The following is a 16,118-nucleotide window of genomic DNA, read 5'->3' on the forward strand; positions in this document are numbered from 1 at the left end:
TCAGAGGGTGCGGAGGAGGAGCTCCCTGCCCACGGCGCGGGGGTCGGGGTCGGCCTCGATGAGCGCGCTGACCAGGGCACCGTCCACGAGCGAGACGAGGTCGCGGACGGCCGTCGGGTCGAGCGAGCGGCCGGACCGGGCGAGGATCTCGGCGAGCAGCGCCTCGAAATCGCTGCGCATCTTCCGCATCGACGGGGCGAGATAGGGGCGCCGCCCGGCGCCGACCAGCCGCTCGAAGCGCAGCAGCGCCGCCTCGAGCCCGCGCTCCCGCGACTCCCGCCCGATCAGGTGGTCGAGGATCAGCTCCACCAACTCGTCCGCGCCGAGCGGGCCTTCCGGGAGGGCGTCGAGCTGCTCGCGGACCTCGGCGAGCTCGTCCCGGCCCGTGCGCTCGACGGCCGCCGTGACCAGCTCCTCGAGCGAGGAGAAGTAGTACGTGGTGGACGCCAGCGGCAGCCCGGCCCGCTCGGCGACCGCCCGGTGGCGCACGGCATCGAACCCGCCGGAGCGCAGGAGCGCGGCGGCGGCGGTGATCAGCTCCTCCCGCCGCCGCTCCCCCTTCGTCGTGCCCACGTCCCCATCCTCCTCGCCGCGTCAGAGGCGGGGTGCGAGCTGGGTGACCAGGGCGTCGAGTCGATCCGCGAACGGAGCAGGCGCATCGGCGCCGTCGCCCCGCGTGCTGACGACAACGGTGCCGCCCGATGCCGTCGGTGCGGACACCGCCCCGGCGACGAGATCGGGCGCCACGCCGGGCGGCAGGTACTGCACCGTCAGCAGGCCGGGCCGTGCGCCGTCGCGGACCTCGAGGTTGACGCCCCGCTCACCACCGGGCCGGCACTCCTCCGTGACCGCCGCCTCGGGCGCACCGACGACCTCGGGGAGGAACTCCTCCACGACCGAGCGCAGCGCAGGGTCCTGCCGGTCTGCGCACTCGCCGGTGCCCGGTCCCAGGGGCGGTCCCCCGACGGCCGCCGCGCCCGGGGCCGGTGCGACGAGCGGGGCGTCCGCCGCACCCGGTGCACTCTCCGCCGCCGCGGGCGGTGGCACCTGCTGCTGAGCCCGCCGCGAGTCCGCGGACGGCGCCTCCGGGGCGAGCATCGGTGCGGCGACCGTCGCGTCATCCGCACCTCCGGTCGGCCCGGGCAACGCGAGGGTGCCGCCGATCCCGACGATGGCGAACAGCGCGAGGCCCCCGACGGTGACCGCGGCCCGCCGCCGCACGGTGATCCGGCGCGACGTCCGCACGACCGTCTGGTGGTCGAACCCGGGCTCCGGCGCGGCGGAGTCGGAGGCGGCGGCGCGGAAGAGCGCGCCGAGCCTCTCGTCGTCGGTCATGTCGCCCACCTCCTCATCCCGCCGGTCGCAGGTCGTCGAGCGCGTCGCCGAGCACGGTGCGCAGCGCCGTCAGCCCGTGCGCGGTCTGGCTCTTCACGGTGCCCTCGCTGCAGCCCAGCGCCGCCGCCGTGCCCGCGACGTCGAGCCCGTCGAGGTAGCGCAGTACGAGCACGGCGCGCTGGCGCGGCGGAACGGCCCGCAGGCCGTCGACGAGCACGTGCCGCGTGGTCACCGCCTCGGACGCCGACGGCACCCCGCTCCTCTCCGGCGGCGGTTCCGCCGTCGCCCGTTCCCGCCGCCACGGCCGCCGTGACTCGTCGACGACGGCACGCACCAGCGTGCGACGCACCCACGCGTCGAGCGCGTCACGGTCGCGGATGCGGCGCCAGTGGCGGTGCAACGCGACGAACGCGGCCTGCGCGTGGTCGTCGGCGCGGTGCCAGTCACCGCACAGCAGGTAGGCGGTGCGCCGCACGGCGTCGCGGCGCGCGCGGAAGTACTCGGCGAACTCCCGCTCGCTGGCGTCGTCCACCCGGCCTTGCCCCCCTTCCCGCCGGTCCGTCGTGCAAGGGACGCGAGCATCCTCGACCGTGGTTGTCCGAGCGCGCGCGATTCCCCCGAACGGCCCAACACTGTGACCGTTCCGTGACCCTCCCGCCGCCTGACCGTCTCCTCCTGGTTGAATCGGAGGCCGTGCGACCCACCTCTCGAGCGCGGCGGTCATCGGCCCACGACGGCCCGATCGACCTCCGCTCGGACACCGTCACCCGGCCCACCAAGCAGATGCGGGCGGCGATGGCCGCGGCCGAGGTGGGCGACGACGTCCTCGACCGCGACCCGACGATGCGCGAGCTGGAGATCCGGGTGGCCGGGATGCTCGGCGCCTCGGACGCCCTCTGGACGCCCAGCGGTTCGATGGGCAACCTCATCGCGCTCATGCACCACCTCGGCCGAGGCGACGCCTTCCTCGCCCCGGCGGGCGCACACGTCCTGGACAACGAGCTCGGCACGGCGGCCTGGCTCGCGGGCGGGATGCCGCGCCCCATGGATCACGACGCCGGACCGGGCAAGGTCACCCCGTCGGCCGTCCGCCGGGCAGCGGCAGGGGGCGACGGGCCCTACCACGCGCTGCGCACCACCCTGCTCTGCCTGGAGAACACCCACAACGCCGCCGGGGGCACGGTCAGCGCCCCGGACGAGCACGCGGCCGTCGTCGCGGCGGCCCGGGCCGCGAAGCTCAAGGTGCACCTGGACGGCGCCCGGCTCTGGCACGCCGCGGTGGCGCTCGGCGTGCCGCCTGCGGCCCTGACGGTCGGGGTCGACACCGTGCAGGTCTGCCTCAGCAAGGGCCTCGGCGCGCCGATGGGTTCGGTCGTGGCCGGCTCGACCGAGTTCGTCGCGAACGCCCGCCGGCTGCGCAAGATGCTCGGCGGAGGCGTCCGGCAGGGCGGCGTTGTGGCCGCGGCCGGTCTCGTTGCGCTGGACCGGATCGACCGTCTCAGCGAGGACCACGACCGCGCCCGCACGCTGGCTGCCGGGCTGCGCGAACGCGGTTGGGAGGTGGCCGTCCCGCAGACCAACATCGTGCTCGTCTCGGTCGCCGATCTGGCCGGCACCCTCCAGCGGTTCGAGGCGGCGGGCGTGCGGGCCGTGCCCATGGCGGGCCGGGTGCGGCTGATGACGCACGCCGACCTCACCGACGCCGACATCCAGACCGCCCTGCGCCGCATCGGGCCGGTCGACGGCGCGGACGGTCGCGCCGACGGGCACCGTTCCCCGGTCCGCCCGGGTCGGCGGTGACGTTCAGAATGTGTTCGAGAAGCACGCATGTGGGCCGCAGACGCCGGTGATCCGGCGAGTCTCGCCTGCTCTGGCGGCCCGCTCCGCGCTTCTCGAACACATTCTCAGGAAGGCCTGCTGCTCCGCTCGAGCGCGTCCAGCCGGTCGTTGATCGCCCGCAGCTCCACCAGCACGGCCGCGAGCTGCAGCTCGGCGCGGTTCACGTCGGCCGACACCTCGTCCAGCTCGCGCTCGACCACGGCGTCGCTGCGCCGCAGGTTCTCCACGAACCAGGAGGCGATCGAGGCCGTCACCACGCCCAGCAACGCGATGCCCGACACCATCAGCGACACCGCGACGAGCCGTCCCTCGGGCGTCACGGGGTACCGGTCGCCGTACCCGACGGTGGAGATGGTCGTCATCGTCCACCACACGGCGTCGCCGAAGGTGGTGATCGACGAATCGGGCGCGTACCGCTCGGCCTCAAGCACGGCGAGCGACGCGACGAACCCGATGAGCGCGACGCTGCCCACGACGTAGAACACCACCCGGCCGCGGGCGTCGTCACGCAGCTGCCGGTTGAGCACGCTCACCACCGTGATCAGCCGCAAGGCCCGCAGCTGCCGGAACATCGGCAGCGCCAGGATCACCAGGTCCAGCAGGTGGGTGCGCACGAAGCGCCAGCGGTGGCGGGCCAGCGCGATCCGCACCAGGTAGTCGAGGGCGAACAACACCCAGGTCCCGGTGAGCACGACCTCCAGCACAACCCGGGCGGCAGGCGTGAGCGAGGTGTCGAGCACCTGCCACGCGTAGGCGACGAGGAACAGGACCGCGAGCCCCGTGAGCCACCAGTCGACCCGCCGATCCCACGCGGCGATCCGGGGCTCGGCGACGGGAACGGGCGGAGGCATGTCACGCAGCGTAGGCGCCGGCCTGCCCGCCCGCGTCAGGCCCGCGGCAGCCACGCCTCCAGGCGCGCCAGGGTCTCCCTGATGTCCTCCGTGGCGCCCGCGAAGGACAGCCGGATGAACCGCCCGCCGTCGACCGGGTCGAAGTCCACGCCCGGTGCTGTGGCCACACCCGTCTCGGCGAGCAGCCGGTGGGTGAAGTCCATCGAGTCGAGCGTCAGGTGCGAGACGTCGGCGTAGACGTAGAACGCGCCGTCGGCGGGCGCGAGCCGGGTGATGCCCAGCCCGGCTAGCCCGTCGAGCAGCAGCTCGCGGTTCACGGCGTAGCGGGCGACGTGCCCGTCGGCCTCCGCGTAGCTCGATTCCTCGAACGCGCCGAGCGCCGCACGCTGCGCGAGGGTGGGTGGGCAGATCGTGAAGTTCCCGGTGAGGCAGTCGACGGCACGCAGGAGCCGCGGGGGCACGAGCAGCCAGCCCAGCCGCCAACCGGTCATGGAGAAGTACTTGGAGAAGGAGTTGACGACGATCGCCTCTCGCGACGTTGCCCACGCAGACGACGTGGCAGGGGCACCCGGGTAGGAGATGCCGTGGTAGATCTCGTCGCTCACCAGCTGAACGCCGGTCTGCTCGCAGTACTCCGCGAGAGCCGCCAGCTCCGCCGGGGCGAGGACGGTGCCCGTCGGGTTGGCCGGGCTCGCGACGACGAGGCCCTGCACGGGCTCGTCGAGGCCCTCGAGCATCGCGACGGTGGGCTGGTAGCGGGTCTGCGGCCCGCACGGGAGGTCGACGACCTCGCAGCCGAGCGCGGTGAGGATGTTGCGGTAGCAGGGGTAGCCGGGCCGCGCGAGTGCCACGCGGTCGCCCGCGTCGAACGCCGAGAGGAACGCGAGCAGGAACCCGCCCGACGAACCCGTGGTGGCCACGATCTGCTCGGGTGGCACGTCGAGCGCGTAGGTGCGCGCGTAGTGCGCGGCGATCGCCTCGCGCAGCTCAGGGATCCCGAGCGCGACGGTGTAACCGAGCACGTCGGCGTCGAGCGCCGCCGTTGCGGCGGCCCGCACTGCGGCCGGAGCCGGGGTGGAGGGCTGGCCTGCCGAGAGGTTGACGAGGTCGCCGTGGGTCCGCTGGCGTTCGGCGGCAGCCGCCCACACGTCCATGACGTGGAACGGCGGCACCGCGGCCCGCGCGGCGACCGTGAGCTGAGCGGGCGGAACGGGCTGCATCGGCACGATTCGTGAGCTTATGCGGATCGGCGGCCGCCCCACGTCGATGGAGGGCGGCCGCCGATTCCGTACCGGGATGTAGCCCGGCTGTCAGAGCAGGCTGGAGACCAGGTCCTTGGCCGAGAACCGGTCGCCGCCGCTGCTGCCCGAGTCGCCCTCGTCGTCGGACTCGCTCTTCGAGGAGCCGGAGTCGTCGTCGTCGGAGTCGCTCGAGCCGGCGTCGTCGGAGTCGGCTTCCTCTGCGTCGGCTTCCTCTGCGTCGGCGTCCTCGGAGTCCGCCTCGTCGGTGTCCTCGTCGGAGTCGGCCTTCTCGGAGGAGCCGCCACCGAGCAGGCCGCCCAGCAGGCCGCCGCCACCGCGACGGTCGTCGTCGGAGGCCTCCTCGGACTCGGACTCGGACTCGTCCTCGTCGGAGTCGTCGGCGTCGACGTTCCTGTCGGAGCCGCCACCGAGCACACCGCCCAGCAGGCCGCCGCCGCGGCGGTCCTGGTCGTCGTCGGCCTCCTCGTCGTCCGAGTCGTCCGCGTCGACGTTCTGCGTGGCGCCGCCACCCAGCAGGCCGCCCAGCAGGCCACCGTCACGGCGGTCCCGGTCGTCGTCCTCGTCGTCGGCATCGACGCTCGCCGAGCCACCGCCCAGGAGGCCGGTGAGCAGGCCGCCGCGGACCCTCTCGTCGTCGTCGTCGTCGACATCGACGCTCGCCGAGCCGCCACCCAGCAGGCCGCCGAGCAGGCCACCGCGCACGTCGTCGTCGACGTCGTCGCTGCCGAGCAAACCGGTCAGCACGCCGCGCTCGCCGTCGGTCAGGTCACCGAGGTCGAGCGGCAGGCCGGCGCGCACGTCGTTGCCGTTCAGCACGGTGGCCAGGGTGGCCGTGACATCGCCGGTGACGCCGTCGATGTCGAGGTCGTCGAGAACGGCCTGCAGCTCGTCGACGTCCAGGCTCTGCACGTCGAGGTCGGAGAGGACGGTGCGCAGCTCGCCGAGGTCCAGGTTCTGCAGGTCGACGCCGTCCAGGTCGAGCCCGCCGACGACGCTGCGGAGCTCGCCGAGGTCGAGGTCCTGGAGGTCGACCGGAAGCTGGTTCAGGTCCGAGAGGAGCGTGGTGACCTGGCCGAGCTCGAGCCCGTCCCCGACGGCGGGCAGCTGGCTCAGCTTGACGCCCTGCAGGGCCGACGGGAGGTTGTCCAGGTCCAGGTCCTGCAGGACGGACGGCAGGTCGTCGAGGTCGACGTCCAGGTCGTCCAGCACACCGGCGAGCTCACCCAGCTGGACGTTCCGCAGGTCGACCGGGAGGTCGTCCAGGTCGAGGTCCTGCAGGGCGTCCAGGTCGACGCCGTCCAGCGCGCCGGTCAGGCCGCCGACGGTGTTCCCGGCGAGGTTCAGGTTGCCGACCGCGGGCAGCTCGGAGTCCGAGAGCGACCCGAGGGAGGGCAGCGTCGTCAGGTCGCCGACCAGCGGCAGCACGTCGGCGCCCGGCAGCGCGACCAGGTCGGCGCCGCTGGCGACCGGCAGCGCCGTCAGGTCGCCGACCACCGGCAGCAGGTCGGCACCCGGGCCGAGACCGGTGGGCAGGACACCGCCGGCGAGGGTGGGCGCCGTGGAGAGCGCGCTGGCGACGTCGAACACGTCGAGGTTGCCGGTGAGACCGTCCGTGGGCAGGTCGGGTGTGGGAAGCCCCTCGACTCCCAGCGCCTCGAGCCCGGGCAGGACGGATCCGACCATCGACAGCTGGAGGTCGGCGCCGGTGTTGTCGTCGGTGACGTGCGCGTCCGTGGCGGCGGCCGACGCAGGCCCGGCTGCGGCCATCATCGCCATCGGCGCACCCAAGACGCCGACAGCAGCGCGCCCGGCGATCTTCGACGCGCGGCTCGGGGCTGCGTGTCGAGGCCGTGCGTTGTTCGTCATTCGAGTCCTCATGTTTCTCGGGGGAGCGAACATCGGACCCGACGTGATCAGTAGGGAGCCGTCGTGGGGAGCGGCGACGACGTGATCACCCCGGGTGCGCAGACCCTGGCGCGCCACCCGTCCGGGTGCAAATCGCGGAGAGCGACCCGTGGCCGGCACGCCTCACCCCGATCGGGGCAATGAGCTTGCGCTTCACGCGCCGGAGCGTACGACAAGAGATCGCAAATGTCACCTGTTCGGAGGACCCAATTTCACGACTGGGCGGGTACAGAGACCTCGCCCTGCGCCGCTCGGAGGGCGATGTCGGTCCGATGGTGGGAGCCGGCGAGGTGGACCTGCTCCAACCGGTGGTAGGCCTCCTGGCGGGCAGCGAGCAGGTCAGCACCGGTCCCCACGACGGACAGCACCCGCCCACCGGACGACACCACGGCCCCGTCGTCGCGCCTGCGCGTGCCCCCGTGCAGCACGCCGGTGGCATCTGCGCCTGTGATCACATCGCCCCCGCGGGCCAGGCCGGGATACCCCTCCGCCGCCACGACGACGGTGACGGCGGCGCCGTCGGCCCACTGCAGCGGCGGCTCCTCGGCGAGCCGGCCGGTGGCCGTGGCGAACAGCAGCCGGGCGAGCGGACTGCGCAGCAGCGCCAGCACGACCTGGGTCTCCGGGTCCCCGAAGCGGCAGTTGAACTCGATGACGGCCGGGCCGGCCGCGGTCAGCACCAACCCGGCGTAGAGCAGCCCGCTGAACGGCGTGTCCCGGCGGTGGAGCTCGGCCGCGACCGGCGCGACCACCTTCTCCACCAGCTCGTCGGTGAGGTCGGGCGACGCCCACGGCAACGGTGCGTACGCCCCCATCCCACCGGTGTTCGGGCCGGTGTCGTCGTCGCCGACGCGCTTGAAGTCCTGCGCGGGCAGGAGCGGCACCACGGTCTCGCCGTCGACGAGGCAGAAGAGCGACACCTCGGGCCCGTCGAGGTAGGACTCCAGCAGCACCGGGTGCCCACCGTCCAGGAGCGTGCTCGCGTGGGCGCGGGCGACGTCGAGGTCGGAGCTCACCACCACGCCCTTGCCCGCGGCCAGGCCGTCGTCCTTCACGACGTACGGTGCGGTGAAGCGGGCGAGCGCGGCGTCCAGGTGCGCCGGGTTGTCCACCACGACCGAGGTCGCCGTGCTGACGCCGGCAGCGGCCATGACCTCCTTGGCGAAGCTCTTCGAGCCCTCGATCCGGGCGGCGGCCGCGCTCGGGCCGAAGCACGGGATCCCGGCGGCGCGCACGGCATCGGCCGCACCGGCCACGAGCGGCGCCTCCGGCCCGATCACGACGAGGTCGGCACGCCAGTCGACGGCGAGCGCGGCCACCGCGGCGGGATCCGCCGCGTCGACACCGCGGTACTCGGCCACCGTGGCCGTGCCCGCATTGCCCGGCGCGCAGGCCAGCGCCGTGACGCCAGGGTCCTGCGCGAGGGCGAGAACGATGGCGTGCTCCCGAGCACCGGACCCAACGACCAGAACGCGCACGTCACAGGATCGTAGATGGCCCTGCGCCGTCCCTGGTGACTGGATACGGGTGCCGGAGCGCCGGTGTCCGCTCACGAGGACCGCAGAGCGGCCTCGAGGATGGCGGTGGTGGCTGCCGGGCGCTCCTCGTGCGGGAAGTGCCCGGTGCCGGGCACGACGTCCACGCGGTGCTCACGCCCCGCCCAGCGGCCCGACGCCAGCGCGGTGCGCACCAGCACGCACGGGTCGAGGGCGCCGTGCACCTGCAGCACCGGCACCGTCGGGCTCCTGGCCACGGCGGCGGCGAACCGCCGCCCCTCTGCGCGCAGCTGCGACCGCGCCGCCCACCGGTAGTACTCGAGCGCGCTGTGCACCACGCCCGTGACCTGGATGGCGCGCCGGTAGTGCCCGGCCGCCTCCTCGAGGTCGGCCCATTCCGAAGCGGACCAGTCCCGCAGGATCCGCGCCACCCGGGCACCGCCGTCCTTGCGCAGCGACCGCTCCGGCCAGCGCGGGAGCTGGAACGCCGCGGCGTAGCGGGCGGTGGCCGTGCCCTGGCCGCGCGGATCGCGCACCACCGCGGAGCGGACGGCGAGCGGGTGCGGCGCGGCGAGCGAGGTGAGCGACAGGACGAGCCGCGGGTGCAGCGCCGTCACCGTCCAGCCGATCAGACCGCCCCAGCCGTGCCCGACGACGTGCGCCCTCGGCTCGCCGAGCGCCCGGATCAGCCCGGCGACGTCGCCTGCGAGGGTCCACAGGTCGTATCCACGCGGCGGCTTGTCGGACTCGCCGTAGCCGCGCAGGTCGGCGGCCACCACCCGGTAGCCGCCCTCGGCGAGCGCCGGGAGCTGGTGGCGCCACGCCCACCAGAACTCGGGGAAGCCGTGCAGCAGGACGACGAGGGGACCACCGCCGTCGCACTCCGCGACGTGCAGCCGGATCCCGTTGGCCGAGACGGCGCGGTGCGTCCACGGGCCGGGCAACCGGAGCGAGGAGGCGTTCGGTCCCCGGCGCACCCCAGCGCCCCCCACCGGAACGCGCCGTCAGCGCGCCGTCAGCTCGGGGTGCGCGTCCTCGTCGTGGCCCCGGTGCGCGAGCACCTGCGCCGACTCCCTGAGCGTCGAGATCGTGCGCTCCGGCTTGCGGATCCGGCGGACGCGCAGATAGCCGAGGAGGCCGAAGAGCGCCGCGGCGACCAGCATGATCCCGAAGACGATGCCGAAGGCGGCCGAGCGCGGCAGCCAGATGTCGAGCACCTCGCCGAGGGCGAAGAACGCGAAGAACAGGCTGAACAGCAGGATCGTCAGCGCGATGACGAAGAAGATGCTGCCCTGCAGGCCCTTCCTGACCTCGGACGTGATCTCGGCGCGGGCCAGCTCGACCTCGGCCCGCACCAGGGTGGACACGTGCGTCGTCGCCTGCCGGACGAGCTCACCGATCGACTGCTCGTCCACCGATCGGACGGGCTCTGGCGCGAGCGGGATCGACGGCAGGACGGGCGGAACGTCCCCGCCGCCGGAGCTGGTCGGGCTGGCCACCGCGGTCCTCCTGCTCATCCGTCCGGGTTCGGTGATCGCGGGACATCCTTCCACGACGGTGGGCCCGGCGCCGCTCAGGAACACCGGCGCGCCGCGCCCGATCAGGCCGCCGCGGCCCCGTCGTCCCCGTTCTCCCTGGCCCGTGCGCGAACTCGGCGGATGAGCATCGCCGCTCCGATCACCGACGCCGCGGCGGAGGCGATCAGGATGGCCGCCTTGGCCGTGTCGAGCAGACTCCCCTGGTCGGCCAACGACAGCTCCGCGATCAGCAGGCTCACGGTGAACCCGACACCGCCGAGCATGGACACGGCCGCGAGATCCCGCCAGCTCAGGCCGCGTGGCCGCGAGGCCGGCGTGAGCCGGATGACGAGCCAGCAGGACCCGAAGATCCCGATGATCTTGCCGACCAGTAGCCCCACCAGCACGCCGAGCGCAACAGGTTCCACGAACACCGCCCGCAGCGCATCCGGGCCGATCGGGACCCCGGCCGCGAAGAGCGCGAACACCGGAACGCACAGCCCTGCCGACCAGGGCTGGAGCCGGTGTTCGAGTCGCAGCGCAGGTGCGAACTCCTCCTCCGGGTCGGCTCGCACGCGCGTGAGCAGGCCGAGCAGCACGCCGGAGATCGTCGCGTGCACGCCGGCCTCGTGCACCGCGAACCAGGTGAACAGACCGAGCGGCACGTAGAGCCACCGAGCCCGCACGCGCTTGCGCTGCAGCCACCAGTACGCGGCGCCGGCGAGCACGACGGCCCCGAGCCAGAGCACGTCGAGGCCGCTGCTGAACACCACCGCGATCACGATGATGCCGCCGAGGTCGTCGGCGACCGCGAGCCCGAGTAGGAACACCCGCGCGCTCACCGGCAGGGACGAACCGGCGACCGCGAGCACCCCGAGCGCGAACGCGATGTCGGTTGCCACGGGAATCGCCCACGCCTGCTCGATCCCGGGCGCACCCCAGCCGACGACCAGCGCCAGCAGGGCGGGCACGATCATCCCGCCGAGCGCTGCAGCCACCGGGAGGAGTGCCTGGCTGCGCGTGGACAGCTCACCGATCACCAGCTCACGCTTGAGCTCGAGGCCGACGACGAAGAAGAACACCGCCAGCAGGCCGTCCGTCGCCCATTTCGCCAGCGTCAGGTCGAGGTGCAGGGCCGACGGTCCGACCACCGTGCCCCGCATCGCTTCGTAGGCCTGTGACCACGGCGAATTGGCCCAGATCAAAGCAACAGCTGTGGCGACGAGCAGCACCACGCCGCCGACGGTCTCGGTGCGCAGGAAGCGCGCGAACTCACTGATGGGCGTGACGGGGCGGCGTTCCTGCACGGGCGGTTCCGGTCCTTCCGTGGGCATGACAACGACGTCGCCGACCAGACTTCCCGGCACACCCCGCGAGAACCTTAACCCGCATCCACCGAGGACGGGGGCGTGATCACGGTCATGCGTGGCGGCTCCGCCGACCCGCCCCCGGCCGGGTCCGGTGCGGCTCGCCCGGCTGCCGCCGCCCTACGCTGTAACCCGTCGAGGAAAGGGGCGGAGCGCAGGTGCCACGCGAACTCCGAGCGTCCGACGCCGAGCGGCAGGCGGTCACCCGGCGGCTCGAGCGGGCGTTCCGGGACGGGCGGCTGACGGTCGTCGAGTTCGACGAGCGGACGCAGGCCGCCTACGCGGCGAGAACGCGCGGTGAGCTGGACGACCTCACCGAGGACCTGCCTCCTGATCTGTGGTGACCGCGCGCTTGCCGGCCTCGTCACCATCGGTGTTCGGGAGGTCCGGGGCGGGCGCCACGGACCGCACCGGCGGCAGGGGGTTCGACGCCTCGGAAGGTGCGGAAGCGGCCCGGTCGCGGCTCGGCGCGCCCGTCGCGTTCTCGAAGAAGCGCAGGAGCTCCACCGGCAACGGCATCACGAGCGTGCTGTTCTGGTCCGAGGCCACGTCGCTGACGGTCTGCAGGAGCCGCAGCTGCAGCGCACCGGGCGTGTCGGCCATGACCCGTGCGGCGTCGGCCAGCCGGGTCGAGGCCTGGTACTCGCCGTCGGCGGCGATGACCCGGGCGCGGCGGTCCCGCTCGGCCTCCGCCTGGTGCGCCATCGCGCGGCGCATGCTCTCGGGAAGGGCGATGTCCTTGATCTCGACCCGATCGACGGAGATCCCCCAGTCGTCGGTAGGTGTGTCGATCACCGCACGCAGCTCGGCGTTGACCTGCTCCCGGTCCGACAGCATGGTGTCGAGGTCGGCCCGGCCGATCACCGACCGCAGCGACGTCCGCGCGACCTGGGAGATGGCGCCGAGGTAGTTCTCGACGTTGACCACCGCCTTCACCGGGTCGGTCACCCGGAAGTACACGACGGCGTCGACGCTGAGGGTCACGTTGTCCTTCGTGATCGCGCCCTGCGGCGGGACGTCGAGCACTATGGTCTGGACGGGCACCTTCACCATCCGGTCTGCGACCGGGATCATCAGCTGCAGGCCCGGCTGCCGCACCACGGGCAGGAGCCGCCCGAAGCGCAGGACCACACCCCGCTGGTACTGCTGCACCATCCGGACACCGCTGGCCACCAGCAGGATCACCAGCGCGACGATCACGATCAGTGCGGTTGTGAGCACAGCTCCACATCCTTCGTATGGCGGCTGGTTCCGATCAGGTGCTGATTCAGTCCCAACCGTTCTTCTCGGTGACGGCGAGCAGCAGCCACGGGACGACGACGAGGGTGGTGACGAGACCGACAACGGCCCACCACGACGCCGGCAACAGCGAGCCGACGACCACGAGGACGAGCAGCCCAACGAGCAGGAGGCCCGTGGTCGGAACGGACAGCGGCCACCAGCGTGGCGGCGCCGAGCGGTACCGCCACGGGCGGCTGAGCCTCTGGTCGAGGCGGGGGTCGCTCGCGGCCAGGTCGCGCTCGATGCCGGCGAGGGTTCGACGCTCCCACTCGGACAGGGCGTCGGGGTCGTCGTGACCGGGAGTGGACGATGCGGTCATCGCGGGGCCTTTCGCGCAGTCGGCATGTGCTGCCGACCAGCCTTCCCGGCACGCCCCGCCCTGATCGTACGTTTCAGCACGTCGACCCACCACCCCGCAGCGGTGCGGATCGAGCTCAGGCCCGGCCTTGGTCGGACTCGTACACGTCGGGAACGCCGTCGGCGTCCGTGTCCCGCTCCTCCTCCGCACAGATGCGCCGGTAGCGCCGGTTGCGCATGCGCAGTACGACCGTGGCCAGCAGCGCCGAGAGCAGCGACCCGAGCAGCACTCCGATCTTGACGTGCTCGTCGCCCGTGCTTCCCTCGCCGAAGGCGAGCTCGCCGATGAGCAGCGACACGGTGAACCCGATGCCGGCCAGCAGCGCGAGCCCCAGCACGTCCGTCCAGCCGAGGTCGTCGGAGAGCCGGGCACGGGTGAACCGCTGCACCAGCCAGGTGGAGCCCAGTACGCCGACCGGCTTGCCGACCACGAGCCCGACGATGATCCCGAGCGTGACCGAGTCACCGAGGCTCGCGCCCATCTCGGCCGCACCGCCGATCGTCACACCCGCGGCGAAGAACGCGAAGATCGGCACGGCCACACCGGCGGACAACGGGCGGAACCGGTGCTCGAAGTGCTCGGCGAGTCCCGGCCCCGGTCCTGGCGAGCGCCGGATCACCGGCACGGCGAACCCGAGCAGGACCCCTGCCACCGTGGCGTGCACGCCCGACTCGTGCACCAGCACCCAGGTGGCGACGGCCAGTGGGAGCAACAACCACCAGGACCGCACCCGCCGCTGCACCAGCAGCGCGAACAGCCCCAGCGGGATCGCGGCGAGCGCGAGCGGGCCCCACGACAGCGAGTCCGTGTAGAAGACAGCGATGATCGTGATCGCGAGCAGGTCGTCGACCACCGCGAGCGTCAGCAGGAACGTCCGCAGGGCCGATGGCAGGTGCGTGCTGATCACCGCGAGGACGGCGAGCGCGAACGCGATGTCGGTGGCGGTCGGGATGGCCCAGCCGACCAGCGCCTCCGATCCGGCCGCGGCGTTGATCGACGTGTAGAGCAGCGCGGGAACCGCCATGCCGCCCACCGCGGCGGCCACCGGGAGGGCCGCGCGTCGCGGGTCGCGCAGGTCACCCGCCACGAACTCGCGCTTGAGCTCCAGCCCGGCCACGAAGAAGAAGATCGCGAGCAGGCCGTCGGCCGCCCACTGGTGGAGCGTGAGATCGAGGTGGAGCGCGGCGGGGCCGACCTTCAGGTCGCTCAGCCACCGGTAGCCGTCCGCCCACGGCGAGTTCGCCCACAGCAGCCCGACCGCCGCGGCCGCGACCAGCAGGATGCCACCGACGGTCTCGGTGCGGAGGATGTCGCCGATCCGGCGCGCCTCCGGCCAGCTGCGCCTGGCGAGCAGGGAGGGGGTGGGTCGAGCGGGCGGGCCCATTCATGCTCCTCGGGAAGACGTCGGCGATCCACTCGCCGACCAGACTTCCCGGCACACCGTCGACAACCCTAACGCCTTCCTGACGGTGCGGAGGCCGGACCCGGCCGTCGGATTGTGTTTCAGTTGTGGCTGAAATTGCCAGCAGCGACAGCCGGAGGTGAAAGGTTGGGAAGCGATCCTCCGCGCGCGGAGGTGCTGGAGTGGGTCGAACGCATCGCAAGGTACTGCGTCGACCAGGACGGCATTCCGCTGATCGCGGGCAGGATCCTCGGTTGGCTGACGGTGTGCGTGCCAGCCGAGCAATCGGCTGCGCAGATCGCCGAGGCGATCGGGGCCAGCCGTGCGTCGCTCACGACCAACCTGCGCCTGCTGACGTCGGTCGGCTTCCTCGGCCAGGTCACCAGGCCGGGCGAACGCACCGTGTACTACCGGGTCGACGACGCCGCGTGGGCCCGGGTTGTGCAGCGGCAGGTGCAGTCGCTGTCCGCGCTCGGCGGCATCCTGCGCGACGGGCTCGATCTCGTCGATGGCGAGCACGGCACCCGGATGCACACCACCCATGCCGTGTTCTCATGGCTGGACGACGTGTTCGCCGCCGCCCCGCCACTGCCATCCGGCAGCGACACGACGAGGAGAACACGCCCGTGAACAGCAGGTCGGCGAGCGCGCAGACCGCGATCGGCCCGATGGTGATCGCGGCGGCCGAGCGGTACACGCCGCTGCCGCAGCGGCTCGTCGACGACGAGCTGGCTGCGCGGTTCCTCCCGCCCGGCGCGCGGTGGATCGTGCGGGCCTGCCGCTGGCGGCCGGTGCGCGACCTGCTGGTGCACGCGACGGAGCGGTACGCGCCCGGGATGTGGGGCAGCATGCTGTGCCGCAAGCGGTACGCCGACGACGCGGTCACCGATGCACTCGCCGCCGGAATCGGCCAGGTCGTGATCCTCGGCGCCGGCCTGGACACCAGGGCATACCGGCTGGTCGGCCCCGCGGGAGCCGTCGCCTTCGAGCTGGACCAGCGCGCGAACACGGACGACAAGCTGCGCCGGCTGCGGGTGATCTACGAACGTGCCCCCGACCGGGTCCGGGTGATCCCGGTCGACTTCGAGGTCGACGACCTGGCCGCCGTACTGTCCGCGGCGGGCTTCGACAGCGGGCGACCCGCCCTGTTCGTCTGGGAAGCGGTCACGCAGTACCTCACGGAGGAGGCCGTCCGTGCCACGTTCACGTTCCTCGCGAAGGCACCCGCTGGCAGCCGGCTGATCTTCACCTACGTCCGCTCGGACTACCTCGACGGCACGAACCTCTACGACGCCGGGCGGCTGCGCGATCGGATGACCGGCAGGTACGCCGTCTGGAAGTTCGGCATCGCCCCTCGGGACGTCGCTGCACTGCTGCGCGAGTACGGGTGGGCCGAGCGGGAGCAGGTGGGCCCCGCGGAGTACGCGGCGCGCTACCTCCAACCGGTCGGCCGCGACATGCCGATCAGCGAGATCGAGCGGTTCGTCCAGGCCGAGAAGGTGTGA

Annotated in this window: 17 protein-coding genes; 4 read left to right on the forward strand and 13 right to left on the reverse strand. The window is 72.9% G+C overall.

The window, feature by feature from the left end:
* Genes FHX44_RS14185 through FHX44_RS14195 form a run of 3 tightly spaced genes read right to left on the reverse strand, consistent with a single transcriptional unit; the run spans position 1 to position 1,867 of the window.
* The gene (locus FHX44_RS14185) at positions 1–573 is read right to left on the reverse strand and encodes a TetR/AcrR family transcriptional regulator (RefSeq protein WP_147256241.1); all 573 of its coding nucleotides are present in this window, start codon (positions 571–573) and stop codon (positions 1–3) included.
* 21 nt (positions 574–594) lie between these two features.
* Positions 595–1,335, reverse strand: a complete 741-nt coding sequence (locus FHX44_RS14190; RefSeq protein WP_147256242.1) for a hypothetical protein — start codon at positions 1,333–1,335, stop codon at positions 595–597.
* A 13-nt stretch (positions 1,336–1,348) separates the two neighbouring features.
* The gene (locus FHX44_RS14195) at positions 1,349–1,867 is read right to left on the reverse strand and encodes a SigE family RNA polymerase sigma factor (RefSeq protein WP_147256243.1); all 519 of its coding nucleotides are present in this window, start codon (positions 1,865–1,867) and stop codon (positions 1,349–1,351) included.
* Positions 1,868–2,118: 251 nt separating this feature from the next.
* Between FHX44_RS14195 and FHX44_RS14200 the strand changes: the two genes are divergently transcribed.
* The gene (locus FHX44_RS14200; protein WP_425469185.1) at positions 2,119–3,135 is read left to right on the forward strand and encodes a threonine aldolase family protein; all 1,017 of its coding nucleotides are present in this window, start codon (positions 2,119–2,121) and stop codon (positions 3,133–3,135) included.
* 104 nt (positions 3,136–3,239) lie between these two features.
* Here the strand turns inward: FHX44_RS14200 and FHX44_RS14205 are convergent, their stop codons facing one another.
* The 7 genes from FHX44_RS14205 to nhaA (FHX44_RS14235) form a co-directional block, all read right to left on the reverse strand.
* Positions 3,240–4,025, reverse strand: a complete 786-nt coding sequence (locus FHX44_RS14205; RefSeq protein ID WP_246170371.1) for a potassium channel family protein — start codon at positions 4,023–4,025, stop codon at positions 3,240–3,242.
* Positions 4,026–4,060: 35 nt separating this feature from the next.
* The gene (locus tag FHX44_RS14210) at positions 4,061–5,245 is read right to left on the reverse strand and encodes an aminotransferase class I/II-fold pyridoxal phosphate-dependent enzyme (RefSeq protein WP_147261169.1); all 1,185 of its coding nucleotides are present in this window, start codon (positions 5,243–5,245) and stop codon (positions 4,061–4,063) included.
* A gap of 90 nt (positions 5,246–5,335) precedes the next feature.
* Positions 5,336–7,063 (reverse strand): hypothetical protein, encoded by a 1,728-nt coding sequence (locus FHX44_RS14215; RefSeq protein WP_147256245.1) that lies wholly within the window; start codon positions 7,061–7,063, stop codon positions 5,336–5,338.
* A 341-nt stretch (positions 7,064–7,404) separates the two neighbouring features.
* The gene (gene purD, locus FHX44_RS14220; protein ID WP_147256246.1) at positions 7,405–8,670 is read right to left on the reverse strand and encodes a phosphoribosylamine--glycine ligase; all 1,266 of its coding nucleotides are present in this window, start codon (positions 8,668–8,670) and stop codon (positions 7,405–7,407) included.
* 71 nt (positions 8,671–8,741) lie between these two features.
* Positions 8,742–9,665: an alpha/beta fold hydrolase gene (locus FHX44_RS14225; protein WP_147256247.1), complete on the reverse strand. Its 924-nt coding sequence runs from the start codon at positions 9,663–9,665 to the stop codon at positions 8,742–8,744.
* Positions 9,666–9,692: 27 nt separating this feature from the next.
* The gene (locus FHX44_RS14230) at positions 9,693–10,187 is read right to left on the reverse strand and encodes a phage holin family protein (protein ID WP_246170372.1); all 495 of its coding nucleotides are present in this window, start codon (positions 10,185–10,187) and stop codon (positions 9,693–9,695) included.
* Between the two features lie 101 nt (positions 10,188–10,288).
* The gene (nhaA, locus tag FHX44_RS14235; RefSeq protein WP_147256249.1) at positions 10,289–11,539 is read right to left on the reverse strand and encodes a Na+/H+ antiporter NhaA; all 1,251 of its coding nucleotides are present in this window, start codon (positions 11,537–11,539) and stop codon (positions 10,289–10,291) included.
* 191 nt (positions 11,540–11,730) lie between these two features.
* On the opposite strand from nhaA (FHX44_RS14235), the gene FHX44_RS14240 reads away from it, so the two are divergent.
* Entirely contained in the window at positions 11,731–11,916 is a 186-nt protein-coding gene (locus tag FHX44_RS14240) for a DUF1707 SHOCT-like domain-containing protein (protein WP_147256250.1), read from the forward strand.
* On the opposite strand, the gene FHX44_RS14245 is transcribed toward FHX44_RS14240, so the two are convergent.
* The 3 genes from FHX44_RS14245 to nhaA (FHX44_RS14255) all read right to left on the reverse strand — a co-directional run bounded on the left by FHX44_RS14245 (position 11,885) and on the right by nhaA (FHX44_RS14255) (position 14,595).
* The gene (locus FHX44_RS14245) at positions 11,885–12,793 is read right to left on the reverse strand and encodes a slipin family protein (RefSeq protein ID WP_246170373.1); all 909 of its coding nucleotides are present in this window, start codon (positions 12,791–12,793) and stop codon (positions 11,885–11,887) included. The genes FHX44_RS14240 and FHX44_RS14245 overlap by 32 nt on opposite strands.
* A gap of 46 nt (positions 12,794–12,839) precedes the next feature.
* Positions 12,840–13,172 carry a DUF3040 domain-containing protein gene (locus tag FHX44_RS14250; RefSeq protein WP_147256251.1) on the reverse strand — a complete coding sequence of 111 codons (333 nt, stop codon included), beginning with the start codon at positions 13,170–13,172 and terminating at the stop codon, positions 12,840–12,842.
* Between the two features lie 115 nt (positions 13,173–13,287).
* Positions 13,288–14,595 (reverse strand): Na+/H+ antiporter NhaA, encoded by a 1,308-nt coding sequence (nhaA, locus tag FHX44_RS14255; protein WP_147256252.1) that lies wholly within the window; start codon positions 14,593–14,595, stop codon positions 13,288–13,290.
* A gap of 123 nt (positions 14,596–14,718) precedes the next feature.
* Here nhaA (FHX44_RS14255) and FHX44_RS14260 point away from each other — a divergent pair, with 123 nt between their 5' ends.
* Positions 14,719–15,243: a GbsR/MarR family transcriptional regulator gene (locus tag FHX44_RS14260; protein WP_246170374.1), complete on the forward strand. Its 525-nt coding sequence runs from the start codon at positions 14,719–14,721 to the stop codon at positions 15,241–15,243.
* Entirely contained in the window at positions 15,240–16,118 is an 879-nt protein-coding gene (locus FHX44_RS14265; RefSeq protein ID WP_246170375.1) for a class I SAM-dependent methyltransferase, read from the forward strand. The genes FHX44_RS14260 and FHX44_RS14265 overlap by 4 nt, the downstream gene beginning before the upstream one ends.

It is taken from the genome of Pseudonocardia hierapolitana (genome assembly GCF_007994075.1).
In the GTDB taxonomy this organism is placed as follows: Bacteria; Actinomycetota; Actinomycetes; order Mycobacteriales; family Pseudonocardiaceae; genus Pseudonocardia; species Pseudonocardia hierapolitana.

Bases quoted from the DNA above. Each gene is read 5' to 3' on its own strand.
- FHX44_RS14190 (WP_147256242.1), bottom strand. From the start codon at position 1,335: ATGACCGACGACGAGAGGCTCGGCGCGCTCTTCCGCGCCGCCGCCTCC.
- FHX44_RS14200 (WP_425469185.1), top strand. From the start codon at position 2,119: ATGCGGGCGGCGATGGCCGCGGCCGAGGTGGGCGACGACGTCCTCGAC.
- FHX44_RS14205 (WP_246170371.1), bottom strand. From the start codon at position 4,025: ATGCCTCCGCCCGTTCCCGTCGCCGAGCCCCGGATCGCCGCGTGGGAT.
- FHX44_RS14210 (WP_147261169.1), bottom strand. From the start codon at position 5,245: ATGCAGCCCGTTCCGCCCGCTCAGCTCACGGTCGCCGCGCGGGCCGCG.
- FHX44_RS14215 (WP_147256245.1), bottom strand. From the start codon at position 7,063: ATGGCGATGATGGCCGCAGCCGGGCCTGCGTCGGCCGCCGCCACGGAC.
- nhaA (WP_147256249.1), bottom strand. From the start codon at position 11,539: ATGCCCACGGAAGGACCGGAACCGCCCGTGCAGGAACGCCGCCCCGTC.
- FHX44_RS14250 (WP_147256251.1), bottom strand. From the start codon at position 13,172: ATGACCGCATCGTCCACTCCCGGTCACGACGACCCCGACGCCCTGTCC.
- nhaA (WP_147256252.1), bottom strand. From the start codon at position 14,595: ATGGGCCCGCCCGCTCGACCCACCCCCTCCCTGCTCGCCAGGCGCAGC.